20 protein-coding genes and 1 pseudogene are annotated in these 22865 nt (G+C 60.5%); 8 read left to right on the top strand and 13 right to left on the bottom strand.

All coding sequences use genetic code 11. The annotated features are described in order from the left end of the window. Positions 1 to 27: 27 nt before the first annotated feature. Positions 28 to 1467, top strand: coding sequence for a cardiolipin synthase (cls, locus tag AAEZ06_RS15375; RefSeq protein WP_350615089.1), 1440 nt, complete (start codon positions 28 to 30; stop codon positions 1465 to 1467). A 5-nt stretch (positions 1468 to 1472) separates the two neighbouring features. Here cls and cfaB read toward each other — a convergent pair whose 3' ends face one another. The 8 genes from cfaB to hflK all read right to left on the bottom strand — a co-directional run bounded on the left by cfaB (position 1473) and on the right by hflK (position 10676). Beyond that, positions 1473 to 2657: a C17 cyclopropane fatty acid synthase CfaB gene (cfaB, locus tag AAEZ06_RS15370; RefSeq protein ID WP_149412504.1), complete on the bottom strand. Its 1185-nt coding sequence runs from the start codon at positions 2655 to 2657 to the stop codon at positions 1473 to 1475. An 85-nt stretch (positions 2658 to 2742) separates the two neighbouring features. Continuing rightward, the gene (locus tag AAEZ06_RS15365) at positions 2743 to 3528 is read right to left on the bottom strand and encodes an HvfC/BufC N-terminal domain-containing protein (RefSeq protein ID WP_149412503.1); all 786 of its coding nucleotides are present in this window, start codon (positions 3526 to 3528) and stop codon (positions 2743 to 2745) included. Next, positions 3519 to 4364 (bottom strand): MNIO family bufferin maturase, encoded by an 846-nt coding sequence (bufB, locus tag AAEZ06_RS15360; protein ID WP_350615086.1) that lies wholly within the window; start codon positions 4362 to 4364, stop codon positions 3519 to 3521. Before bufB ends, AAEZ06_RS15365 begins: the two co-directional genes overlap by 10 nt. Before the next feature lie 62 nt (positions 4365 to 4426). After that, complete coding sequence (gene bufA2 / locus AAEZ06_RS15355) at positions 4427 to 4681, bottom strand: BufA2 family periplasmic bufferin-type metallophore (RefSeq protein WP_149412501.1); 255 nt, start codon at positions 4679 to 4681, stop codon at positions 4427 to 4429. 117 nt (positions 4682 to 4798) lie between these two features. Then, positions 4799 to 6709, bottom strand: a complete 1911-nt coding sequence (locus tag AAEZ06_RS15350; protein WP_149412500.1) for a cation-translocating P-type ATPase — start codon at positions 6707 to 6709, stop codon at positions 4799 to 4801. Further along, entirely contained in the window at positions 6706 to 7740 is a 1035-nt protein-coding gene (locus AAEZ06_RS15345) for an SPFH domain-containing protein (protein WP_350615084.1), read from the bottom strand. Before AAEZ06_RS15345 ends, AAEZ06_RS15350 begins: the two co-directional genes overlap by 4 nt. Continuing rightward, on the bottom strand, positions 7737 to 8726 hold the full coding sequence (gene hflC / locus AAEZ06_RS15340; RefSeq protein ID WP_178114377.1) for a protease modulator HflC: 990 nt from the start codon (positions 8724 to 8726) through the stop codon (positions 7737 to 7739). Before hflC ends, AAEZ06_RS15345 begins: the two co-directional genes overlap by 4 nt. A gap of 9 nt (positions 8727 to 8735) precedes the next feature. Continuing rightward, positions 8736 to 10676 (bottom strand): protease modulator HflK, encoded by a 1941-nt coding sequence (gene hflK / locus AAEZ06_RS15335; RefSeq protein WP_350615082.1) that lies wholly within the window; start codon positions 10674 to 10676, stop codon positions 8736 to 8738. A gap of 184 nt (positions 10677 to 10860) precedes the next feature. Here hflK and AAEZ06_RS15330 point away from each other — a divergent pair, with 184 nt between their 5' ends. From AAEZ06_RS15330 to AAEZ06_RS15305, 6 genes and pseudogenes are all read left to right on the top strand, one after another. Then, complete coding sequence (locus tag AAEZ06_RS15330; RefSeq protein ID WP_149412496.1) at positions 10861 to 11484, top strand: CDP-alcohol phosphatidyltransferase family protein; 624 nt, start codon at positions 10861 to 10863, stop codon at positions 11482 to 11484. Between the two features lie 10 nt (positions 11485 to 11494). Beyond that, a pseudogene (locus AAEZ06_RS15325) lies at positions 11495 to 13249 on the top strand (bifunctional alpha/beta hydrolase/class I SAM-dependent methyltransferase). A 2-nt stretch (positions 13250 to 13251) separates the two neighbouring features. Then, positions 13252 to 14592, top strand: coding sequence for a phosphatase PAP2/dual specificity phosphatase family protein (locus AAEZ06_RS15320; RefSeq protein ID WP_350615080.1), 1341 nt, complete (start codon positions 13252 to 13254; stop codon positions 14590 to 14592). After that, entirely contained in the window at positions 14582 to 15025 is a 444-nt protein-coding gene (locus tag AAEZ06_RS15315; RefSeq protein WP_149412493.1) for a hypothetical protein, read from the top strand. Before AAEZ06_RS15320 ends, AAEZ06_RS15315 begins: the two co-directional genes overlap by 11 nt. A 9-nt stretch (positions 15026 to 15034) precedes the next feature. Next, a complete protein-coding gene (locus AAEZ06_RS15310; protein ID WP_149412492.1) occupies positions 15035 to 15655 on the top strand; it encodes a lysophospholipid acyltransferase family protein in 621 nt (206 codons plus the stop codon). A 1-nt stretch (position 15656) separates the two neighbouring features. Beyond that, positions 15657 to 16589, top strand: coding sequence for a phosphatidate cytidylyltransferase (locus AAEZ06_RS15305; protein WP_133100653.1), 933 nt, complete (start codon positions 15657 to 15659; stop codon positions 16587 to 16589). A gap of 9 nt (positions 16590 to 16598) precedes the next feature. Here AAEZ06_RS15305 and AAEZ06_RS15300 read toward each other — a convergent pair whose 3' ends face one another. Continuing rightward, positions 16599 to 17006 carry a hypothetical protein gene (locus tag AAEZ06_RS15300; RefSeq protein WP_350615077.1) on the bottom strand — a complete coding sequence of 136 codons (408 nt, stop codon included), beginning with the start codon at positions 17004 to 17006 and terminating at the stop codon, positions 16599 to 16601. On the opposite strand from AAEZ06_RS15300, the gene AAEZ06_RS15295 reads away from it, so the two are divergent. After that, entirely contained in the window at positions 16993 to 17955 is a 963-nt protein-coding gene (locus AAEZ06_RS15295; RefSeq protein WP_350615075.1) for a bifunctional GNAT family N-acetyltransferase/nucleoside diphosphate kinase regulator, read from the top strand. The genes AAEZ06_RS15300 and AAEZ06_RS15295 overlap by 14 nt on opposite strands. Before the next feature lie 209 nt (positions 17956 to 18164). Here the strand turns inward: AAEZ06_RS15295 and glmS are convergent, their stop codons facing one another. The 4 genes from glmS to AAEZ06_RS15275 form a co-directional block, all read right to left on the bottom strand. After that, positions 18165 to 20012 (bottom strand): glutamine--fructose-6-phosphate transaminase (isomerizing), encoded by a 1848-nt coding sequence (glmS, locus tag AAEZ06_RS15290; protein ID WP_149412839.1) that lies wholly within the window; start codon positions 20010 to 20012, stop codon positions 18165 to 18167. 10 nt (positions 20013 to 20022) lie between these two features. Further along, positions 20023 to 20790 carry a DeoR/GlpR family DNA-binding transcription regulator gene (locus tag AAEZ06_RS15285; protein WP_133100651.1) on the bottom strand — a complete coding sequence of 256 codons (768 nt, stop codon included), beginning with the start codon at positions 20788 to 20790 and terminating at the stop codon, positions 20023 to 20025. Between the two features lie 135 nt (positions 20791 to 20925). Beyond that, positions 20926 to 22293 (bottom strand): bifunctional UDP-N-acetylglucosamine diphosphorylase/glucosamine-1-phosphate N-acetyltransferase GlmU, encoded by a 1368-nt coding sequence (gene glmU, locus AAEZ06_RS15280; RefSeq protein ID WP_350615073.1) that lies wholly within the window; start codon positions 22291 to 22293, stop codon positions 20926 to 20928. A 115-nt stretch (positions 22294 to 22408) separates the two neighbouring features. Continuing rightward, complete coding sequence (locus tag AAEZ06_RS15275; RefSeq protein ID WP_149412837.1) at positions 22409 to 22834, bottom strand: F0F1 ATP synthase subunit epsilon; 426 nt, start codon at positions 22832 to 22834, stop codon at positions 22409 to 22411. Between the last annotated feature and the right edge of the window lie 31 nt (positions 22835 to 22865).

Raw genomic sequence — 22865 nt, 5'->3', positions numbered from 1 at the left:
ATGGAATCATCGGGAGTACCATCGTCCATGGATTTTTTTGGCCCACACCTGCTCGGCTACCTGATTGCATTGCTCCATACCCTGGGCACCATCGCCGCCATTCACGCGGTGCTGACCGTCAGGACCGCCCAAGGCTCGATTGCCTGGGCCCTGTCCCTGATGTTCATTCCTTACCTGACGCTGATCCCCTACCTGATCTTTGGCCGCAGCACCTTCGACGCCTACATACAGGCGCGCCGCCAGGCCAACCAGGAAATGCACAAAGCCATCACCGAGCTGAACTGGCGCCCGTGGGTGGAAGAAGCGCTGGCCGCCCGCAGCTCCCAAGCCTATGCCTCGCTGCGCGCCATGCCCAAGCTGGGGCGCATGCCGTGCCTGGCGAACAATCAGGTGCGTTTACTGATCAACGGCGACGCCACCTTCGGCGCGATTTTCGAAGCGATCCGTGAGGCGAAAACCGCGGTACTGATCCAGTTTTTCATCATTCATGACGACGAGCTCGGCCGTCAGTTGCAGGCATTGCTCAAACAGAAAGCCGCAGAAGGCGTGGCCATCTACGTGCTCTATGACCGCATCGGCAGCCATTCCCTGCCCCACGGTTATGTACAGCCATTGCGCGATGCCGGGGTCAACGTCAAAGCCTTCGCCACCCGCAGCGGCTGGCTCAACCGTTTTCAGGTCAACTTTCGCAACCACCGCAAGATAGTGGTGGTGGACGGCTTGGTGGGCTTTGTCGGAGGGCATAACGTCGGCGATGAGTACATGGGCAAGAAGCCTCCGCTCGCGCCCTGGCGCGATACCCATGTGCAGGTCAGCGGCCCGGTGGTGGCATGCCTGCAGGAGTCCTTTGCCGAAGACTGGTTCTGGGCCGCGCGGGAACTGCCGCCGCTGATCCTGCCGGACACATACCCCGATGACGGCGTACTCTGCCAGTTACTGGCCAGCGGCCCGGCTGACCCCTATGAAACCTGCTCGCTGTTCTTCGTAGAAGCCATTCATGCCGCCACCGAGCGGGTGTGGATCACCAGTCCGTATTTCATCCCAGATGAGGCGGTGTTCGCGGCGCTGCGGCTGGCGGTGTTACGCGGGGTTGATGTGCGCGTGCTGCTGCCATCGCGCCCCGATCACCGCATCGTCTATGCAGCATCAAGCCTGTATGCCATCGAAGCCGTGCGCGCAGGCGTACGGGTGTTTCGCTACACGCCCGGTTTTCTGCATCAGAAGGTGGTGTTGGTGGACAGCGAAATCAGCGCCATCGGCAGTGCGAACCTGGACAACCGCTCGTTCCGGCTCAATTTCGAAGTGATGTTGCTGACGGTGGATGAGGCCTTTGCCAGCCAAGTGGAAAAAATGCTGATGGACGACTTCGCCCTGGCCCACGAAACCAGCCAGGAAGAAAGCCGCCAGACCCGCCGCCTGCAACAACTGGGCATGCGGGTCGCGCGGCTTATTTCACCGATTTTGTAGGCGCACTAGCGGTACAGATCATCTCGCGTCCAAGGCAACTCATGGCTGCCATCGGCATGAGGCTTGACCGCCAGAATCTGATGCAGATTGATCCAACCCCGGGCAAAGGCATACGCACAGCCCGCCAGGTACAGCCGCCAGATCCGTAGCGCTTGCTGCGGTACCATCTTCGTCGCCGCTTCCAGATTGTCTTCCAGGCGCTCGCTCCAATGGTCCAGGGTGCGGGCGTAATGCAGGCGCAAGCTTTCCACGTCGACCACTTCCAGACCTACTTCGCTGATTTCGGCGGTCATCATCGACAGATGCGGCAGCTCGCCGTTGGGGAACACATAACGCCCGATAAACTCACCAGCGCCACGGCCCACCGGTCGGCCATCAGTGTGTTTGGCGGTAATGCCGTGATTCATCACCAAACCACCTTCGCGCACCGCACCAAAGAGCGTCTTGCAGTACTCAGCCAGGTTGGCGTGGCCCACGTGTTCGAACATGCCGACGCTGATCACTTTGTCGAAACGACCGTCCTGCGGCAGGTCGCGGTAGTCCAGCAACTGCAGCTCCACCAGATCCTCCAGGCCTTCGTCGATCACACGCTCGCGAGCCAGCTCCAGCTGTTCCTTGCTCAGGGTGATGCCGAACACTTTGACCCCAAATTCCCGCGCGGCATAACGCGCTAGCCCGCCCCAACCGCAGCCGACATCCAGCAAATACTCACCTGGCTGCAGTCGCAATTTGCGGCACAGGTGGCGGAATTTGTCTTGTTGGGCCTGGTCGAGGGATTCGCTGCCGGTTTCGAAGTAACCACAGGAATAAGCCATGTCGTGGTCCAGCCAGAGCTGGTAGAACTCGTTCGACAGGTCGTAATGGTAGGAAATGGCCGCCGCGTCGGTGGACTTGTCGTGGATCGAGCGCACCGGACGACTCTCTTCTTCGTCATGGATCAAGGCATGACTCCACTCGTCACATACCCGGATCACTTCGCTAATGGAGCCTTCCAGCTCCAGTTTGCCCTCGACGAAGGCCGCGCCCAGAGAATCGAGCGTGGGGTGAGCCAACTGCGAAACCACGATGGGGTCCTTGACCACAATGGTGACGCTGGGCTCCGGGCCCAGGTTGAATTCATGGCCATCCCAGAGTCGCAGGCGCAACGGAAGCTGAAGATTCTGTAAGGCCGGTGGAAGTTGCGCGAGCATGAGTAATCCCCCTTGTTTCAGACGTCTGAAATGAGGGTAGACCATCCAAAGAAAAGCAGCAGGCTATCGATTTAATAGCCGTTTTCTATGGTGCACGAAGCTGCAGCAAACCGTCCTGAACCCACTGTTTCAACCAGGTAACCGCTTGCAGTGGCGCGCCCTCCTGATAACTGACTGCCAACTCGGCGCACAGTTCTGAAAAGTTCCAGCCGATAGTGACCATTGCGGCTAAAGCACAGGCTTGGGCCGGTTTCAGGCTGCGATAGCGGCAAACATGTCGGTCACGCCAGACCAGGCACACCTCGGCCAAAGGCAGCTCCTGGCTGCCGGGAAAGCCGGTCTGATCCTTGACCGAACGCCAGATGCCCAGGCTGTTGAAGCGACACAACACCTGCTGCACCGACGGCGCCAGTTCGACCTGCAGCCCCGGCCACTCCTCAGGCGCCAGCGCGGCCATATCGGACACAGTCAGCGGTTCACCTTCCGGCGCATCGAACGCCAGGGTAAACGCCCATTCCAGGCGCGCCAGCTCTACCAGCGGAGCGCTTTGCTCGGCAACCAGATGCTCGCCGATAAAGCGTTCGAACCGCTGTCCCAACCAGCGCAAACTAAAATGTGCCGAGGGATAGCGAGAAATATAGGCCGCCACCAGCGCGGCAAACTCTTCGTCCCCCAACCAGTGCCACACCGCCGGGAAGTCCCCACGCATCACCTCCTGCAACCGCGCCAGGTAGGCGTTGTGGTAAATCGCCAATCCCGTCTCGACATCCAGTGTCGGCCCGCCCATCAACGTGGCATTAAAACCACTGCTCGCAGAGGGTTCGCTCAGCAGGTGCTGTTCAAACGCCTGTTGCCAATCGATCAGGCGCATAACGGCCTCCTGGTCAGGGCAATTGCGCCCAGTTCACGGGCCTTGTTCAACTCATCGAGCAACTCGGCAAACGGCGGGAAGTGGTCGTCACGCTCCAGCAGTGTCGCCACCGGGCCGAGGTGTTCAAGGGTCTGTTGATAGAGCTTCCAGACCGGATCGCACACCGGATGATCATGGGTGTCGACCACGTAGTCGCCGTAATCCATGTGCCCGGCCAGATGTAACTGGCGGATGCTCTTGGGCGGCAGGTTGCGGATAAAGGTCCAGGGGTCAAAGCCGTGGTTGCGGGAGCTGACATAGACATTGTTAACGTCCAGCAACAACTCGCAACCGCTGAGGTGACTCAGGGCATTGAGAAACTCCCATTCGGTGAATTCATCGGCCTTTGCTCGTACATAGCTGGAGACATTTTCCAGCACCAACGGGCGCTGCAAAACCTGCTGTACCTGCCGCACACGAGCAGCGACGTGATAGAGGCTTTCTTCGGTGTAAGGCAGCGGCAACAGGTCATGCAACTGATGGGCGTTGCCACGGCTCCAGCACAGGTGATCGGAAACCCAGGCCGGTTTGACCCGGTCAGCCAGTTGCTTGAGTTGCTTGAGGTAATCGATATCGAGGACATGGGGCCCGCCGATGGACAAGGACACGCCATGCATCACCAGCGGGTAGCGCTCGGCGATGGCGTCCAGGTAGTACAAGGCCTTGCCGCCTTGCACCAGATAATTCTCGCAGACGATCTCGAACCAGTCCACGTCCGGCGACTGTTCAAGAATCTCCTGGTAGTAAGCGCTACGTAATCCCAGGCCGTAGCCCAGGCAAGGCATAGATGCAGACATGACGAACTCCTGAAAAGTGTCCGCAGCGACGTGCACACCGCTGCGAAATCACGTATTCGCCGTTACTCGCCGACTTTGCCGCCAGCCTTATCGCAGGCCGCCTGAGTCATTGCCTTGAAACCGTGACCCTTGCAGACAGCCTGGCCCTTGCAGGCGTTTTCAGCGGTCTTGCAGTCGTTCATGCCTTTGCAGGAAGTCACGCCGTAGCAATGAACGCTCGCTTCATCGGCGGCTTGTACCTGAGTGGCAACACCGGCAAACATGGTTGCGGCAGCGATAGCCAGGGCAGCACCGGAAATGGCATTTTTGATGTTCATTTTTGTATTCCTCAATGATCGGTAATGGCGTCGGCTGAACGGATTGTTCAGTCCCGACACACCACTAGAGTGAGGTCATCGAATGCCGTTACAGAGCACCTCGATATTTTCTGAAAATCATTCTTCCAGCTTCAGCAACGGCTCCTGAAACCGCAGCAACCGCCCAGCGTTACCCAGCACCAGCAAGGTACTGAGGTTATGCAGCACCGCCGCAATCATCGCCCCCGCCGCGCCCAGCCAGCCAAACGCCGCGAATACCACGATCGCCAGCGTCCAGCCCAGGCCGATGATCACGTTGACCTGCAACGTCTGCCGACACTGGCGACTCAAGCGTACGCAAGTGCCCAGGCGCCGCAGGTCGCTGCCAATCAGCACCACATCCGCCGATGCCAGGGCGATATCCGCGCCGCCCGCGCCCATTGCTACGCCTACCACACCGGCCTTGAGCGCCAGGGAGTCGTTGATCCCATCGCCCACCACCATTGGCCGGAACCCGCTGCTGATTTCCCCCAGTACACGGTTGAGCTTGTCTTCCGGCAAGGCCTGGGCCTCGACGTCGCTGATGCCCACTTCCAGCGCCAGGCTATCGGCCACGCTCTGGCGATCGCCAGTCAGTAGCAGTTGCCGACCCAGGCCCAGTTCTCGCAGTTCCTTCATGGCCTGGCGCGCTTCCGGTTTGACGCTGTCGGCCAGCAGCAGCCAGGCGAGAAATTGCCCGTTGAGCGCTAGCCCGGCAATCGGGCCGTCGTGGTTGGGCACGGCCGTGGTGACGATACCCAGTTGGTCGAACAACTCAGGCCGACCGAGGGCCGCTTCACCCTGTTCGGTCTGCGCCACGACACCCAGGCCTTGGCGCTCACGAATATCCGCGAGCGCCAGCATTTGTTCCTGAGTTGCCAACCCCGCCAATGCCCGGCTGACCGGGTGGCTGCTGGCCGAACCGAGGCTGGCGGCAAGGTTGAGCAACACCTGGCGGTCGGGCTCGGTGGTCTCAATAGACTGTAAACGCAAGGTGCCAAAGGTCAGGGTTCCGGTCTTGTCGACCACCAGTGACGTCAAGTCTGCCAGCTCTTCGAGAAACGCCGAACTGCGAATCAGAATCCCATGACGCGCCGCGACTGCAATGCCCGCAATCGCCGTGGCCGGTGCCGATAACACCAGCGCACACGGACATGCCGCCACCAGCACCGCCAACATCGCCTGGGCATCGTTGGTGACAAACCAGGTGACCGCCGCCAGCAGCAACACCAGCACCAGGTAACTGCCGGCATAACGCTCCAGCAACCGGGTAATCGGCGGCTTGGAGCGCTCGGCGCTTTGCATCAGGGCAATGACTTTGCCCAGGGTCGATTCGTTGCCGGTGCGGGTCACTTCCAGGCGCAGCAAGCCGTCCAGATTGATCGCCCCGCCAAATACCTGTACGCCAACGCTCGCCTCCAGAGGCACCGACTCGCCGGTAATCGGCGCAGTGTCCAGGCTCGCCTGCCCCGACAGCACCACGCCATCGGCGGGCACCCGGTCGCCGGCACGCACTTCAACGATATCGCCGGTCTTCAACGTGCCGTTGTCCACCTCCACAATCGTGCCGTCGGCCTGCACCTGCCGCGCATGGCTACGAGTCAGTTTGCCCAGGGCATGAATGGCTTCCTGGGAGCCGATGACGCTGCGCTCTTCCAGAACATGACCGAAGATCATGATGATCGGCAGCAGTGCGGCGGTCAGCAGATCACCGGTGGCCCAGGCGCCCAGCATCGCCAAGGCAATCAGTTGGTCAGTGATGCCATGCAGGCTCGGGTAACGCAGGCTGTACCAGGCCGAACGCATCACCGGCACCGCCACCAGCAGCGAGGCAAAACCCAGTAGCAGTTGGCTGACGCCGGTTTGATCAGGCGCCAGCCAGCGCCAGACCAGGCCCAGGCTGAGCAGACCCAGTGCGAGCATCGCCAAGGTCAGTTGCCGGGCGGCGCTGCGTTGTTCGGCCGATGAGAGCATGGGCGCCTGCTCCAAAGGTAGAGAATGAGCGGTCATTGTTCGGCTCCCTGAATGATCAGGCGGGAATCATCTTTAGGGTCGAGCGTGGTCACGGAGCCGGCTTGGCCGAGGATCTTCGGCAGGCGTTCGCGGTACAGCCGCAGCAGCAGGCCGGGGTCCTTCACCTGGGCAAGGCTGGCGACGGTGGCGGTTTGTGCCTGGGCGTTGGCCAAGCGTTCGCGGGCCTGGGCGTGAGCCACCTGCACGGAGCGGTCGGCGTCCTGAGTGGCGGTCTGGGTCAGCTTCTCGGCGTCGGTGCGGGCGTTGGCCACGGCCTTGTCGGCCTGCTGGCTGGCAGTGAGTACCGCGTTAAAGGCGCTGACGGCCGGGCTCGGCAGGCTCGATTGCACATCGACGCGAGTGACTTCAATGCCCAGGCCCAAGCCGGTGGAGGCCAAATCCGCCAGGCGCTGATTGATACCTTGCACCAGATCGCCCCGCAGCCGCTCACGACGTTCGGCGGCCTGGTTGTCGGCGCCGATCAGTTCGGGGCGGGCCACCAGAATCGTGTCCAGGTCCCGCGCCGCCGTCAGGGCCACGGCACTTCGTGTGACCAATCGATCCAAAGCGGGCAACACATGATCAGCCTGCAATACGAAGGCGTAAGGCTCGGTGACCTTGTAGAACACCCGCACATCCAGTTGCACCACGCCCGCATCGCCGGTCAGCAGGTAACCGGAGCCGGCCAGGGCGTCACTGATGGGCGTGGCGAAACTGGCCACGCGGTCGGCCTGGATCGCGGCGTCGGAACGCAGCAGGTTTTCCACCCGACGCTCGATCACGCGGTCCGCAGCGGGCAGCAGCACGACTTGTTCAAAGGGCCGCGGCCAAGCTAACAGCAGGCCGGCATTCTGAATCCGATCCAGGGCGCCGAAGTGCAAGACCACGGCGCGGTTCTGCGGGTCGATTTGGCGCACATTGGAGAATGTCCAAGCCAGCGCTGCCAGCACAGTCACCGCGTACAGCGCGAGGAAGGTCAGGCGCCCGGCCTGAATCCATGGGCTGTCTGGGGTGTCACGGTCACTCATGGCTGGACATCCTTGGGCCCGTCCACCAAGGCGCGAAACGGTGCGGCGTCGGTGCGCAGGATAATTTTGGTGCCCGGCGTCACCACCGTGCCGAGGGTGTCGAGGGAACGCAGCAGGTTGTATAGCTGTGGGTTGCCAGCGTAGGCGCGGCCATAAATCTGCGCCGCTTCCACGCGCGATTGCGCTTCGATGTCGGCGGCTTTCACCGTAGCGTCAGCCTGGACGATGCGTGCATCACGCTCGGCGGCGGAGCGAATCTGCGCCGCTTCGCGCTTGCCAATGGCGGTGCGTTCAGTGGCGATGGTTTCCCGCTCGGCGCGCATACGGTCAACGGTGGCGGCCAGGGTGACCGAAGGCAGCGTCAGCCGTTCGACGCCCACCTGCACCACGCGCACGCCGTAGGTGGTGAGCAATTGTTGATCAATCTGCTGGCGCAGTTGCGCTTCAAAATCGGCAATGTGCACTTGATTGGCGTCGGTATTTACCAGGTTGGCCAGGTCGAAGCTGCTGGCGGTGGTTTCCAGGGCCGAGCCGACAAAGGTACGAATCTGCCGCGCGGCTTCGTCCGGCTGGTTCTGCACCGCGCGCATAAAGCGCTGCACATTGTCGGCGTCGCCCTGAACCTGCCACGCCACGTAGGCCTGGACGATGATCCGCAGGCCATCACGGGTACCTACATCCTGCAAACCGCTGGAGGTGGTGCGCAGGCGAAGGTCCACCGGGATTGCCGCCTCGAACGGCTGCGGCCAGCGCCAGCCCAGGCCCGGTTCCAGCAGCACCCGCGACGGGTTGCCGAAGCGAGTAATCACCGTCGCTTCGCCCGAACGCACCTGCACCAGGCTAGCCGCGGCGATGGCGAACAGCACCAGCAACACGGCCCAGGCCATGCGCCGCCAGGGGAAAGGACCGACGGCTTGTTCGTCACCGTGATGGTGATGATGGTGGCCGTGGTGGTGACCATGATCGTGAGAGTGAGCGCTCAACAGACAGACTCCTTATTGAACGGTTTTACGCGGCAGCGAAGGGTCGGCCGGCAAGGTAAAAGAACGCAGATCGATCGTCGGTGCACCACTGGCGCCCAAGCGATGATCAAGAATAAGTAACTTGGCTTGGGCCAGGCCCTGGCTCAGTTGGCTCAGGTACTGCTCCAGCACAAAGGCCTGGCCGGCTTCTTTGTAAGCCTTTTGTTCGGCGCGAAAGCGCAGGCCCGCCGCCTGAGCGCCAGCACTGACTTCATGGGCCGTGGCCTGGGCCTGATCGCGGGCGACACTGGCTTGCAGCAGCGCCAGGTTGGTCTGCTCGCTGGCCGCTCCACGCTCGCGGGAGATCAGCGCCTGGGCGCCAATCTGCGCGGCCTGCACGCCGTGGTAAGCGTTGGCAGCGCCGGCCGGTGGGTGAATGGCTTCCACCACCGTGGCAAGAATCTCCACACCGCTGTCGAGTTTCTGCAGATCAGCCTGCACCGCCCGGCCCACTTCGTCGGCGAGGTTGGTGCGTTGTTCCCCCAGTAATTCGTCGAGGGTACGTGAGGCGAAGTCATGCACGAGGATGCGGCTGGCGGTGCTGCGGATCAGCGTCGGCACATCGGCGCTGTTGTAAGTGGCGGCAAGCGCGGCCTGATCAGTCAGGCCGATGCGGTAGACAAAACGCACATCCATGTTGACGATCTGAAAGCTCTGCTTGTCGCCGCTGCTGCTGGCGATGACCTGGGATTTGTCATTCACATGGCTGGCGTCCCACAGGCGATTGGCGATCAGCGGCGCTGGGCCTTCGGCGGGGGCAAGATCGGTGACGGTGGTTTCTCCAACGCTGGTGGCCAGTTCGTGGACCATGCCGTTTTCCACCGGGAGCACACGGCCCAACGGCCAAGGCAAGCCGACATGCAGGCCGGGGCCAAAGACCTCCACCGGTTTGCCAAAACGTTCATAAATCCCACGGCCTTGCAGGGCGACTTCATGCACACCGGTGAGCAACCACCCTACAGCCAGCACTGCCACCAGAACCGGTAAAAACGCGCGGCGCATGTAGGTAAAGGCCCATATCTGCCGCAGGTCAATGCCAAAGCGGTTGTGCAACTCGTGCTGCAAGGCCAGCAAGGGTTGTGGTGGCCAACGCAGCATGCCGGCGATAAAGCTTTGCGCCATCAGGCGCGGTTCAAGCAGTGCCTGACGCGGGCTGAACAGCGACAGTAAGCCCCGCAGCAGGAACTCCAGCGCCACCAAGGCGGGCAACAGGCCAATCAACACCGCCAGGCGCAATGGCCACACCGATGTTTCACCGGCAAATAGCAGACAGATCCCACTGATCACCAGGCAAATGATCGCCACCCGGCTCAACTGCGCCAGCTGCGCCGCTTCCGGCCATTGGGCAGTGCTCTCCTGGGCCAGGCGCCTTTCAAACACCAGCAAACCGAAGGCCAGGATCAACGCCAGCGCCGCGCCGACACTCGCGGCCTGCCCGACCGCAGCGGCTGGCAATGCCAGGTTCCAGAACTGCTGGATGCTCACCAACGCCAGCAATGACCAGCTGCACAGCCACATAACCGGCGCGCCGATTTGCGCCAGCAGGCCCGTTCCGCTGTAGCGCAAGCGCCCCAGCTGGCGGTCAAGCCAAGTCGTCTCCTCCACCGCTGACAGCGTTTCAGTCAACTCAGGCGTGGGCACTTCCAGCGCCTGGGCACGCCAGTCAGCTACCCACCACGCCGACTGCAAACCCGCCCCCAACACCAGCAACGCCGACGCACAGTTAATCAGCACCACCGGCCAGATCGACAGCGGCGCAAACAACGCGACAAAAAGCGCCAGCATCCAGCCGATGACAGCCACCGCCGTCAGGCCAATGCCCGCCTGCCTTAACCGCCGGGCATGAAACAGCCCTTGCTGAAAACGCGGCAGCCCTTCGATGGCAGCGCCTTCAGCTTCCAGATCCACTCGCATCCCCAAACGCCCATCAAGAAACAATTCGTTACCATATAACACGCGGCGTGAAATTTTTGTTTGGTACCACAGAGATCGTGACAAAGCCCCCATAAACACGAGCCATCACTAGTGCCCGCCGCGATAAATCGTCACACTCCGGAAAGTTTTTCGCGAGATCACGGACAAGGAAGCGTCACCACTCATGATTTCGATCTATCAGCTCAAACCGCGTTTTCAGAACCTGCTGCGCCCCTTGGTCCAGCGCCTCTACGACAATGGCACCACCGCTAACCAGATCACCGTGCTGGCCGGGGTGATTTCCCTGTTGGTGGGTCTGCTGATCGCAGGTTTTGCCCAACACCTCTGGCTGTTCGCGCTGATCCCGGTGTGGATGATCCTGCGCATGGCCCTGAACGCCATCGACGGCATGCTCGCCCGGGAGTTCGGCCAGCAATCACGCCTGGGCGCTTACCTCAATGAACTGTGTGATGTGATCGCCGACAGCGCGTTGATCCTGCCGTTTGCGTTGATCCCAGGCGTCAGCCTGGCGCCAGTGTTGCTGGTGACCTTGCTGGCGGTGTTCAGCGAATACGCCGGTGTCCTGGGGCCGATGGTCGGTGCATCGCGGCGTTACGACGGCCCGATGGGCAAGAGTGACCGGGCATTTGTGCTCGGCGTACTGGCCACCGGCGTCGCCCTGGGTTGGCTCGGTACTGGTTGGGTCGATGGGGTGATGTGGCTGGTCGCCGCATTGCTCGCCTACACCTTGGTCAACCGCGTGCGCCAAGGTCTTAAAGAACAATCAGACATTTCCCCTTCTGCATAAGGATTTTGCGATGCGTGAACAGTAAGAGCACACCTTCAGCACCCATGACGGTGTCGAGCTTTTCTACCGTCACTGGCCCGCCACTGCGCCAGCAGGCTTAGAACCGCGCAAGGCGATCCTGCTGTTCCATCGCGGCCACGAGCATTCCGGGCGCATCGCCCACCTGGTGGATGAACTGGACCTGCCGCAATTCGACTTCTTCGCCTGGGACGCCCGTGGCCATGGCCAGTCCCCCGGCGAACGCGGTGACAGCCCCAGCTTTGCCACCAGCGCCCGGGACGTGCAGACCTTCTGCGACCATATCGGCGGCGCCTACAGCATCGAAGAAGAAAACCTCGCGGTTATCGCCCAAAGCGTCGGCGCGGTAATCGCCGCCACTTGGGTGCACGACTACGCGCCGAAGATCCGCGCTCTGGTGCTGGCCTCGCCGGCGTTCAAGGTCAAGCTCTACGTGCCTTTCGCCCGTCCGGGCCTGGCGCTGATGCGCAAGTTTCGCGGCAATTTTTTCGTCAACAGCTACGTCAAGGCCCAGTTCCTCAGCCATGACCCGGAGCGGGTCGCCTCTTACGACACTGACCCGCTGATCACCAAGGCGATTTCGGTGAATGTGCTGCTGGGCCTGTACGAAGCAGCCGACCGCGTTGTAGCCGATGCCCAGGCGATCCAGGTGCCGACCCAGTTGCTGATTTCCGGCTCCGACTTTGTAGTCCATCGCAAACCCCAACAGCAGTTTTTCGACCGCCTCGGTAGCCTGAAAAAGGAACTGCACATCCTCCCCGGCTTCTTCCACGACACCCTCGGCGAACGTGACCGCGCCGTGGCCGTGAACAGCGCCAAGCGGTTTATCCTGCAAAACTTTGAGCACCCGCTGGATCGCGCATCCTTGCTGGACGCCGACAAGATCGGCCTGACCTGCGCCGAATCCGAATCCCTCGCCGCCCCCCTGCCGCGCAACTCACTGCGCGATCTGTACTGGCGCATAACCCGCGCCAGCATGGGCTTGGGCAGCAAGCTGTCCGATGGCGTGAAGCTGGGCTTCGACACTGGTTTCGACTCCGGGAGCACCCTGGATTACGTCTATCGCAATAAACCCACCGGCAAGGGCGCGCTGGGTCGGATGATCGACACCAACTACCTGAACTCCATCGGCTGGCGCGGCATTCGCCAGCGCAAGTTGAATGTCGAAGAGCTGCTGCGCCTGACCATGGCCAAGCTGCGGGAAGACGGCCGCGAAGTGCGCATCGTCGACATCGCCGCCGGCCACGGCCGGTACATTCTGGAGGCGTTGCAGGGCGTTTCGCCGTTGCCGGAATCGATCCTGCTGCGCGACTACAGCGACATCAACGTGCGCGACGGTGGCGCGCTGATTCGCGAGAAAGGCTTGAGCGATATCGCCCAGTTCGTCAAAGGCGATGCCTTTGACCGAGCGGACCTAGCGGCACTGGAGCCCAAGCCGACATTGGCGGTGGTTTCGGGCCTGTATGAATTGTTCGCCGATAACGCGATGGTCGGCGGTTCGCTGGCCGGTCTTGCCGAAGCGGTGGAACCCGGTGGATATCTGGTCTACACCGGCCAACCGTGGCACCCCCAACTGGAACTGATAGCCCGCGCCCTCACCAGCCACCGCCAAGGCCAGGCCTGGGTGATGCGTCGGCGCAGCCAGGCGGAAATGGATCAACTGGTGGAAGCGGCAGGTTTTCGCAAGATCACCCAGCGCGTGGATGAATGGGGCATCTTCACTGTCTCCCTGGCGCAGCGGGTCTGATCATGCGGCTTACCCCTAGAGAGCAGGGTTTATTGAAACCTGCGGTCTTATGGCTGCTATTGCTCGCGCCGCTGTTTTTCAGCACCTACGGCTTTGCCACGTGGGTCACCAGCCAACGCAGCGATGTCGGCACGATGGTGTTCGGCTGGGAAACCCATATTCCGTTCTGGGCCTGGACCATCGTGCCCTATTGGTCGATTGACCTGCTCTACGGCTTCTCCCTGCTGCTGCCCAATAGCCGTCATGAACTGAAACAGCACGCCCTGCGTTTGCTGACGGCCCAGGTGATTGCCGTCAGTTGTTTCCTGGTATGGCCGTTACGCTTTACCTTCGAGCGGCCAGAAATGGATGGCGTGTTCGGCTGGCTGTTCGCCGTACTGGCGGGCTTCGACAAACCGTTCAACCAGGCACCATCGCTGCATATCGCGCTGTTGGTGATCCTGTGGATCATGTTCCAGCGCCATACCCAAGGGGTGTGGCGCTGGCTGGTGCATGGCTGGTTCACCTTGATCGGGATTTCAGTGCTGACCACTTATCAACATCACTTTATCGACTTACCCACAGGGGCGCTGGCGGGTTGGTTGTGCGTGTGGTTATGGCCACTGGAACATCCGAGCCCGCTGCTTGATACACAACTGGCCGAGGATTCGAAGCGCTGGCAACTGGGAATGCGTTATGCCTTGGGTGCACTGGCGCTTGCTATCCCGGCGTTTACCTTCGGTGGCTGGTGGTTGTGGCTGCTCTGGCCCGCCGTCGCGGTGCTGTTGGTGGCGTTCAATTATCTGTTGCTGGACGCCGCCGGCTTTCAAAAACGCGCCGATGGAAAACTCAGTCCTGCGTCACGCTGGTTGTACGCGCCGTATCTTGGCGCCGCGTGGATCAACTCACGGTTGTGGACTCGCAAGCATCCACAGGCCGATCAGGTTGTGGATAACGTTTGGCTGGGGCGAATTCCGACGACAAGCGAGCTAACTTCTTTTAAAGCGGTGGTCGATCTGTGCGCCGAGTTGCCACTTGATCCACAGGGCCGCGCCTATTACAGCCTGCCCGTGCTGGACCTCACGGCTCCCACCGCCACGCAGTGTCTGGACGCCGCTCACGCTATCGAACGCCTGCGCGAAGCCGGGTCGCTGCTGGTGTGCTGCGCCCTCGGCTATTCCCGCAGCGCCACCGCCGTCGCTGCCTGGCTACTGAACAGCGGGCGCGCCGCAACGGTCGACGAGGCAGTGGCTATTATTCGTACAGCACGTCCCGGTGTGGTCCTGCACCCCGCCCACCGCCAAGCACTGGGGCAAATGCTCACTCATCCTTCCCCCCATCTGAGGACAGCCAATGCCCGCTGATATGGAACTACAGGTGGTTGCCAGCCTACTGCGTCGAGGCCGGTCTCTGGATCAGTTATCCACAGGCCTGACCTTGCTCGGTGTGTTGTTTGGCCTGGCGCAACTGTTAATGGCCAGTATTACCCCGGTGTGCCTGATCCTCGCCGTGTGGATGATTGTCCTCGGACTGCTGCAAAAGTACTGGGCCCTGCGAGTGGCGTTCGATGCCGATCTGTTTAGCCTGATGGCCCGTGACGTGGAACGCACCCAGGATCTGGACCAGACGCTGCAAACCCTCGGCCTGCAATCGCCCAAGCGCGCCGGCCGGCCCTGGACCGAACGCCGTCGCGGTGCCCTGAAACTGCTGCGTAAACAAGCGTACCTGCTGGCCGCGCAAGTGCTGCTGACATTGGCCGTCATCCTGGCCAGCCCTTGGCTGCCCTTCGCCGGATAAGGAATCCTCATGTTCGAACCCGTGGTCGCCACCCTGATTACCTCCATGGCCCGCACGGTCACTGGCGCGCGCAGCCTATGGCTCGGTTGCGCGCCGGAGCCAGTACAGCGCATCTACTTCGCCAACCACAGCAGCCACGGCGACTTTGTGCTGCTGTGGGCATCCTTGCCGCCCAAGTTGCGCAAAGCCACACGCCCGGTGGCTGGCAGCGATTACTGGCAAAAAAGCGCCCTGCGCCGCTACATCATCAATCGGGTGTTCAACGGTGTGCTGATCGACCGGGAACGCAAAGACCCTGTGGATAACCCGTTGCAGCCGATGCTCGATGCCCTCGAAAATGGCGATTCGCTAATCATCTTCCCCGAAGGTACGCGCAACCTGGAAGATGGCCTGCTGCCCTTCAAAAGCGGCCTCTACCACTTGGCAAAAAGTTACCCACACGCCGAGTTGATACCGGTGTGGATCGCCAATCTCAACCGTGTCATGCCCAAGGGCCGCGTCCTGCCGCTGCCATTGCTGTGTACCACCAGCTTTGGTGCGCCGCTGCAATTGGAAGACGGCGAAGACAAGGCGCTGTTCCTCGCCCGCACCCGCGACGCCTTGCTCGCCCTTGCCCCGGAGCATTCCTGACATGGATAGCCAAACCCTGATGTTGTTCGGCGGGATCGGCATGATCCTGGTGCTCGCCTCGCTGATCGGCCTGATCCTCAAATTGCGCAGCCGTGGCACGCCCAACGCGGTGATCGATAACCTCAACGCTCGCATCAACGCCTGGTGGGTGATGGTGGTAGTGATTGGCATCGCCTTCTGGCTCGGCACCGGCGCGGTGATCTTGTTGTTCTACGCAGTGTCGTTCTATGCGCTGCGAGAGTTCCTCACCCTCACGCCAACCCGACGCAGCGATTACCCGGCGCTGGTGGCGGCGTTCTACCTGGCCTTGCCCCTGCAATACCTGCTGATCTACTTCGACTGGTATGGGCTGTTCTCAATCTTCATCCCGGTCTACGTGTTCCTGCTGCTGCCGATCCTCGCGTCATTGGGCGGCGATAGCACGCACTTCCTGGAACGGGCGTCGAAGGTGCAGTGGGGGCTGATGATCGCAGTGTTCTGCGTGTCCTTCGTCCCGGCGCTGCTGACCCTGGACATCGTCGGCTATGAAGGTCGTAACCTGCTGCTGATCGCCTACCTGGTGATCGTCGTGCAGCTGTCGGATGTGTTGCAGTACGTGTGCGGCAAGCTGTTTGGCAAACACAAGATCGCGCCCAATTTATCGCCTTCGAAAACCGTGGAAGGGTTTGTTGGCGGAATCCTGCTGTCATCGCTCATTGGCGCGGCGTTGTGGTGGACCACGCCGTTCAATCCCTGGCAGTCATTCCTGATTGCGCTGTTGATAAACCTTCTGGGCTTTGCCGGCGGGATCGTGATGTCGGCGATCAAGCGCGACCGTGGCGTCAAGGACTGGGGGCATATGATCGAGGGGCACGGCGGGATGCTGGATCGGCTGGATTCTGTGTGTTTTGCCGCGCCGATTTTCTTTCATCTCGTGCGGTACTGGTGGACCTGAAAACGTTAATCAGACCAAAAGAAAAACCCCCGATTGTCGGGGGTTTTTCTTGGGTATTGAATTTAGAGAATTAAAACTGTCGCGAAGGGTGCCCGTATTTCGGGGCCTGCAGCGTCGTATAAAGGAACCGAAAAACTCTTGCAACCAGTAATGACACGACATCCACGTACCTTTGATGGAGCCGCTTGCGGCGAGCCTCTGGGTCGGATCAAGGGGCAGAACGATGAAGCGCTGATCATTCTGAGTGATAGTCGGCTTCATCGAGGCTTGAGCGCTTGACTGGTTCGGGTTCGGGTTCGGGTTCGGGTTCGGGTTCGGCAAAACGATGGTTTCCTCGAGCTCTCCATGATGTTCGCCATTACTCGCGTTATGTCTTAAAATAGCCGGTTGCCGAAGAACCGTCATGACCATAGCCATGAAGGGCTTCCATCCTTTACAAATAAGTGTGATGAAGATGAACAAGCCTTTCATTTCGCTGTGCCCTGAAATTACTCGGGCGCACGCGCTGACGCTGATGGATTGGTTGGAGGATGAGCGCGTCACCTGCTATCTGAGCGATTCGCGTCATGTCTCCCGCTCCATCGAGCAAGCCATCGATCGGACTCAATTGCCGATCCTGACCCATCTATTCAACCGGGGCGGCCGATTCTTCATGGCCTATGACCGGCATGACGCCCCGGTGGGCTTTGTCCGTCTAATCAAGACCGGCTCAAATTGCGAGATAGTCCTGGTCATTGGAGACCGCGACAAATGGGGTCGAAACCTTGGCGCCCGTACGATCCGCGAAGGAATGAAACTGGCCTTCCTCGACATGCGAGCCGAGAAGCTCATCGCCAAGATCCACCCGGACAACGCGCGCTCGCTGAAAGCCTTTCTGCGCAGCGGCTTTCTGCTTGAGAGCGAAACGCCGACATTGAAGTCATTTTCCATGACGGCGGGGCGCTATCTCCAGTTCTTGCGCGAAGGTGCCATTGGCGACTCCACTAGGATCTACATCACTGAAATCGACAAGGCCAGGCTCGAGAGTCTAATCGTGCTCGAGCAAGGCCCGGCCATTGTTGAACTCGAACATGAGCTTGAGCGAGCCATTGTCGTCAAGCCGCAGCAGGTGGCGTGCAATGTCGTCACGATGAACTCTAGGGCCTTGCTGCAGCTGGACGACGAAGAGATCGAAGTGGCCTTGGTCTACCCTAAAGACGCGGACAGCAACGCAGGGAAGCATTCAGTGTATTCCGACATTGGCGCCGCCATCCTGGGCTATCAGGAGGGGGACGCCATCGACTGGCGAATTTCTGATCGGACCCGCCGGATTGAGATCAGGAAGGTGCTTTACCAGCCGGAGGCTGCGGGCGATTTCCACCTATAATTGCGCCTTTTGCTCAGTGTTCGTCCATCAGGTATGGAAAGCGAGGATCCCCCAAAGGAAATTTTCTGAACAATATGGAAATCGGAGCAAGGCAACCGCGTCCAGAGAATATGCGCTGGGGAATGCCTGTAACAGGTACTGATCCGAGCAATCAGCTACCTACGACAGTTTTAATTCTCTAAAACCAGTATGGGTAATCCCTGAATGGCTTACTCCACTGTCACCGATTTCGCCAGGTTGCGCGGTTGGTCAACGTCAGTGCCCTTGAGCACGGCGACGTAATACGACAGCAGTTGCAACGGGATGGTGTAGAGGATTGGCGACAGAGTGTCGTGGATGTGCGGCATGTTAATGACGTGGGTGCCTTCGCCATTGGTCATGCCCGCCTTCTCATCAGCAAAGACGATCAGTTGGCCGCCACGGGCGCGGACTTCCTGCAGGTTGGACTTGAGCTTCTCCAGCAGCTCGTTGTTTGGCGCAACGGTGACCACCGGCATATCGTCATCCACCAGTGCCAACGGGCCGTGCTTCAGCTCACCGGCCGGGTAGGCTTCGGCGTGGATATAGGAAATTTCCTTGAGCTTGAGGGCACCTTCCATCGCCACTGGGTATTGCGCGCCACGGCCAAGGAACAGGGTGTGGTTTTTGTCGGCGAATAGTTCAGCGACTTTCTCCACGGTGCTGTCCATGGCCAGGGCTTCACCCAGGCGGGTTGGCAAGCGACGCAACTCTTCCACCAGGGTGGCTTCGACGCCTTCGGCGAGTGTGCCGCGAACCTGGCCAAGGGACAGGGTCAACAGCAACAGACCGACCAGCTGGGTGGTGAAGGCTTTGGTGGACGCCACGCCGATTTCACGACCGGCCTGAGTCAGCAGGGTCAGGTCGGACTCGCGCACCAGGGAGCTGATGCTGACGTTGCAGATCGCCAGGCTGGCGAGGTAGCCCCCTTCTTTTGTAGAGAGCAACTTGGCGTTACGCAGGGCGGCCAGGGTGTCGGCGGTTTCGCCGGACTGGGAGATGGTGACGAACAGGGTGTCCGGTTGCACTACCACTTTGCGATAGCGGAACTCGCTGGCCACTTCCACCTGGCACGGGATGCCGGCCAGTTCTTCCAGCCAGTAACGGGCGACCATACCGGCGTGGTAGCTGGTGCCGCAGGCGACGATCTGCACATTGCGCACTTTGGCGAACAGTTCAGCGGCTTGCGGGCCGAAGGCCTGAACCAGTACCTGATTGTGGCTCAGGCGGCCTTCCAGGGTGCGTTGCACCACGGACGGTTGCTCGTGGATTTCCTTGAGCATGAAGTGGCGGAACTTACCCTTGTCGGCCGCTTCGGCACCGTCGCGGTACTGCACGGCTTCGCGTTCGACCGGCTGACCGTTAACGTCCCAGATCGCCACGCTTTCGCGGCGGATGTCAGCGATATCGCCTTCTTCCAGGTACATGAAGCGGTCAGTGACCTGACGCAGGGCCAATTGGTCAGAGGCCAGGAAGTTTTCGCCCAGGCCCAAGCCGATCACCAGCGGGCTGCCACTGCGGGCGGCGACCAGGCGATCCGGTTGGCTGGCGCTGATCGCGGCCAGGCCATAGGCGCCATGCAGTTCCTTGACGGTAGCCTTGAGGGCGGTGGCCAGGTCGCTGTGGTCCTTGAGTTTGTGGTTTAGCAGGTGGGCGATGACTTCGGTATCGGTGTCCGAAGTGAACACATAGCCCAGGCCTTTGAGCTGTTCGCGCAGCACTTCGTGGTTTTCAATAATGCCGTTGTGAACCACCGCCAGGTCACCGGAGAAGTGCGGGTGGGCGTTGCGTTCGCACGGTGCGCCGTGGGTTGCCCAACGGGTGTGGGCGATACCCAGACGACCTACCAGCGGCTCACCGGCCAGGGCTTGTTCCAGCTCAGCGACCTTGCCCGGGCGACGCATGCGCTCAAGCTTGCCAGCGTTGGAAAAAACCGCCACACCAGCGCTGTCATAGCCACGATATTCAAGGCGTTTGAGGCCTTCAAGCAAAATGGCGGTGACGTTTCGTTCAGCGACTGCGCCAACAATTCCACACATGGTTTCTCTCCTAGATGACTGCCGCGCAAATCAGCGTAATGCCGCGGGCTTGAATCTGGTCGCGGGCCTCAAGCGGCAGGCGATCATCGGTAATAAGGGTATGGACGCTGCTCCAGGGCAGTTCCAGGTTGGGAATCTTGCGGCCAATCTTGTCGGACTCGACCATAACCACCACTTCGCGGGCGACTTCGGCCATGACCCGGCTCAGCCCCAGCAATTCATTGAACGTGGTGGTGCCGCGCTGTAGATCGATGCCGTCGGCGCCGATGAACAGTTGGTCGAAATCGTAGGAGCGCAATACCTGCTCGGCGACCTGGCCCTGGAACGAGTCCGAATGGGGGTCCCAGGTGCCGCCGGTCATTAATAGCACCGGCTCGTGTTCCAATTCGCTCAGGGCGCTGGCCACGTGCAGCGAGTTGGTCATTACCACCAGGCCGGGTTGATGGCCCAGTTCGGGGATCATGGCGGCGGTGGTGCTGCCACTGTCGATGATGATCCGCGCATGTTCGCGCAGCCGATTCACAGCCGCACGGGCGATGGCGCGTTTGTAGACCGAGATAGGCTGGGCGGGATCACCCACCAACTCCTGGGGCATGGTGATCGCACCGCCGTAGCGTCGCAGCAACAGGCCGTTGCTCTCCAGCGCAGCGAGATCCTTGCGGATGGTCACTTCCGAAGTTTCGAAACGCTTGGCCAGTTCGTCCACGCTGACTTCACCCTGCTCGGTGAGCAAGGCAAGAATGTTGTGACGTCGTTGGGGTGTATTTCGTTTCGACATGGTGATGATAAGTTTCGGTTCGAAAGATAACGAAGGCAATCAAAACCTATTGGCGGGAACTCGTCAAGCACAAGGCATAAAAAAACCTGTTGGACCGACGTACCGGACCAACAGGTTTGCGGGGTTGTGGATAACTCAGGTCTTCTTGGTCTTGACCGGGCGTTTCCAGCCGTCGATGTTGCGTTGACGGGCGCGGGCTACGGCCAGTTGGGACTTATCCACATCCTGATTGATGGTCGAACCCGCAGCGGTGTTGGCACCATCGCCAATGGTCACTGGGGCCACCAGAGAGTTGTTGGAGCCAATAAACACGTCTTCGCCGATGGTGGTCTGATGCTTGTTGGCGCCATCGTAGTTGCAGGTGATGGTGCCAGCGCCGATGTTGGTGCGAGCACCGATCACCGAGTCACCTAGGTAGGTCAGGTGACCTACCTTGGCGCCTTCACCCAGATTGGCGTTTTTCAGTTCGACGAAGTTACCCACATGGGCTTTGGCACCCAGCACGCTGCCTGGACGCAGACGGGCAAATGGGCCGGCATCGCTACCCTCACCCATCACTGCGCCTTCGATATGGCTGTTGGCCTTGATCACCACGCCTTTGCGCAGGGTGCTGTCCTTGATCACGCAGTTCGGGCCGATGACTACGTCATCTTCAATAACCACACGGCCTTCGAGGATCACGTTGATGTCGATGAGCACATCGCGGCCCACAGTGACATCGCCGCGCACATCGAAACGCGCCGGGTCACGCAAGGTGACACCAAGCGCCATCAGGCGCCGGCCTTCACGCTGCTGATAGTGACGCTCCAGTTCGGCCAGTTGCTTGCGGTCGTTGGCGCCCTGCACTTCCATGGGGTCGTGGGGCTGCTCGGTGGCAACCAGCAGACCATCGCTGACAGCCATTTCAATCACGTCGGTCAGGTAGTACTCACCCTGGACGTTGTTATTGGACAGGCGGCTCATCCAGTCCTCCAGGCAATCAGCCGGTACAGCGAGGATACCGGTGTTGCCTTCGGTGATGACGCGCTGGGCTTCGCTTGCGTCTTTATGCTCTACGATCGCGGTGACCTTGCCGTCGGCATTGCGCACGATCCGACCATAGCCAGTTGGGTCATCCAGCTCAACGGTCAGCAGGCCCATTTGACCGGGCACCACGTGCTTGAGCAGGCGTTGTAGGGTTTGCACCTCAATCAACGGCACGTCGCCGTAAAGGATCAACACCGTGTCAGCCTTAATGAAAGGCACGGCTTGGGCGGTGGCGTGACCGGTACCCAGTTGCTTGTCCTGCAATACGAAATTCAAATCGTCCGCCGCCAGCCGCTCACGCACCACGTCAGCTCCATGGCCAATCACTACATGGATACGTTGGGGGGCCAGTTGCCGGGCGCTATGGATAACATGGCCGAGCATGGAGTCACCGGCGATCGGGTGCAGCACCTTGGGCAGCGCCGAACGCATGCGGGTGCCTTGGCCGGCGGCGAGAATTACGATTTCGAGAGACATGAATGGCTACCAATCCTGGGCGGTCAGACTTCAGACCAAAGAAGTGTTTTGCAAATAAAGAAAAAGGGTAGCCGAGGCTACCCTTTTTAATCAATCACACATGAGGCGTGACGGCTTAGCCGCCAAACTTCTTGCGGATCTGCTGGACGGTGCGCAGCTGAGCTGCGGCCTCGGCCAGACGTGCAGCAGCAGAACCGTAGTCGAAATCTGCGCCTTTTTCATTCAGGGCCTTCTCGGCAGCCTTGACGGCGTCCTGAGCGGAGGCTTCATCCAGGTCGGCAGCACGTTGCACGGTGTCGGCAAGAACCTTGACCATGTTCGGCTGAACCTCAAGGAAACCACCAGAGATGTAAAACACCTCCTTTTCCCCACCCTGCTTGGTCAGAGTAATCGGACCGGGCTTCAAGCTGGTGATCAACGGTGCGTGACCCATGGCAATACCAAGGTCACCCAGTTCGCCGTGCGCTACTACCATCTCAACCAGACCGGAGAAAATTTCCCCTTCCGCGCTGACGATATCGCAATGGACTGTCATAGCCATCTGCTTGCCTCAACCTGAGTAGCGCCCGTTG

This window comes from Pseudomonas sp. HY7a-MNA-CIBAN-0227, from assembly GCF_040310325.1.
Lineage (GTDB): Bacteria > Pseudomonadota > Gammaproteobacteria > Pseudomonadales > Pseudomonadaceae > Aquipseudomonas.
Note: the sequence above shows the minus strand (reverse complement) of the source record. Positions and strands in the feature narration are given on the sequence as shown.

Bases quoted from the DNA above. Each gene is read 5' to 3' on its own strand.
- cls (WP_350615089.1), top strand. From the start codon at position 28: ATGGATTTTTTTGGCCCACACCTGCTCGGCTACCTGATTGCATTGCTC.
- cfaB (WP_149412504.1), bottom strand. From the start codon at position 2,657: ATGCTCGCGCAACTTCCACCGGCCTTACAGAATCTTCAGCTTCCGTTG.
- AAEZ06_RS15365 (WP_149412503.1), bottom strand. From the start codon at position 3,528: ATGCGCCTGATCGATTGGCAACAGGCGTTTGAACAGCACCTGCTGAGC.
- bufB (WP_350615086.1), bottom strand. From the start codon at position 4,364: ATGTCTGCATCTATGCCTTGCCTGGGCTACGGCCTGGGATTACGTAGC.
- bufA2 (WP_149412501.1), bottom strand. From the start codon at position 4,681: ATGAACATCAAAAATGCCATTTCCGGTGCTGCCCTGGCTATCGCTGCC.
- AAEZ06_RS15350 (WP_149412500.1), bottom strand. From the start codon at position 6,709: ATGACCGCTCATTCTCTACCTTTGGAGCAGGCGCCCATGCTCTCATCG.
- AAEZ06_RS15345 (WP_350615084.1), bottom strand. From the start codon at position 7,740: ATGAGTGACCGTGACACCCCAGACAGCCCATGGATTCAGGCCGGGCGC.
- hflK (WP_350615082.1), bottom strand. From the start codon at position 10,676: ATGCGAGTGGATCTGGAAGCTGAAGGCGCTGCCATCGAAGGGCTGCCG.
- AAEZ06_RS15330 (WP_149412496.1), top strand. From the start codon at position 10,861: ATGATTTCGATCTATCAGCTCAAACCGCGTTTTCAGAACCTGCTGCGC.
- AAEZ06_RS15320 (WP_350615080.1), top strand. From the start codon at position 13,252: ATGCGGCTTACCCCTAGAGAGCAGGGTTTATTGAAACCTGCGGTCTTA.
- AAEZ06_RS15315 (WP_149412493.1), top strand. From the start codon at position 14,582: ATGCCCGCTGATATGGAACTACAGGTGGTTGCCAGCCTACTGCGTCGA.
- AAEZ06_RS15310 (WP_149412492.1), top strand. From the start codon at position 15,035: ATGTTCGAACCCGTGGTCGCCACCCTGATTACCTCCATGGCCCGCACG.
- AAEZ06_RS15305 (WP_133100653.1), top strand. From the start codon at position 15,657: ATGGATAGCCAAACCCTGATGTTGTTCGGCGGGATCGGCATGATCCTG.
- AAEZ06_RS15295 (WP_350615075.1), top strand. From the start codon at position 16,993: ATGACCATAGCCATGAAGGGCTTCCATCCTTTACAAATAAGTGTGATG.
- AAEZ06_RS15300 (WP_350615077.1), bottom strand. From the start codon at position 17,006: ATGGCTATGGTCATGACGGTTCTTCGGCAACCGGCTATTTTAAGACAT.
- glmS (WP_149412839.1), bottom strand. From the start codon at position 20,012: ATGTGTGGAATTGTTGGCGCAGTCGCTGAACGAAACGTCACCGCCATT.
- AAEZ06_RS15285 (WP_133100651.1), bottom strand. From the start codon at position 20,790: ATGTCGAAACGAAATACACCCCAACGACGTCACAACATTCTTGCCTTG.
- glmU (WP_350615073.1), bottom strand. From the start codon at position 22,293: ATGTCTCTCGAAATCGTAATTCTCGCCGCCGGCCAAGGCACCCGCATG.
- AAEZ06_RS15275 (WP_149412837.1), bottom strand. From the start codon at position 22,834: ATGGCTATGACAGTCCATTGCGATATCGTCAGCGCGGAAGGGGAAATT.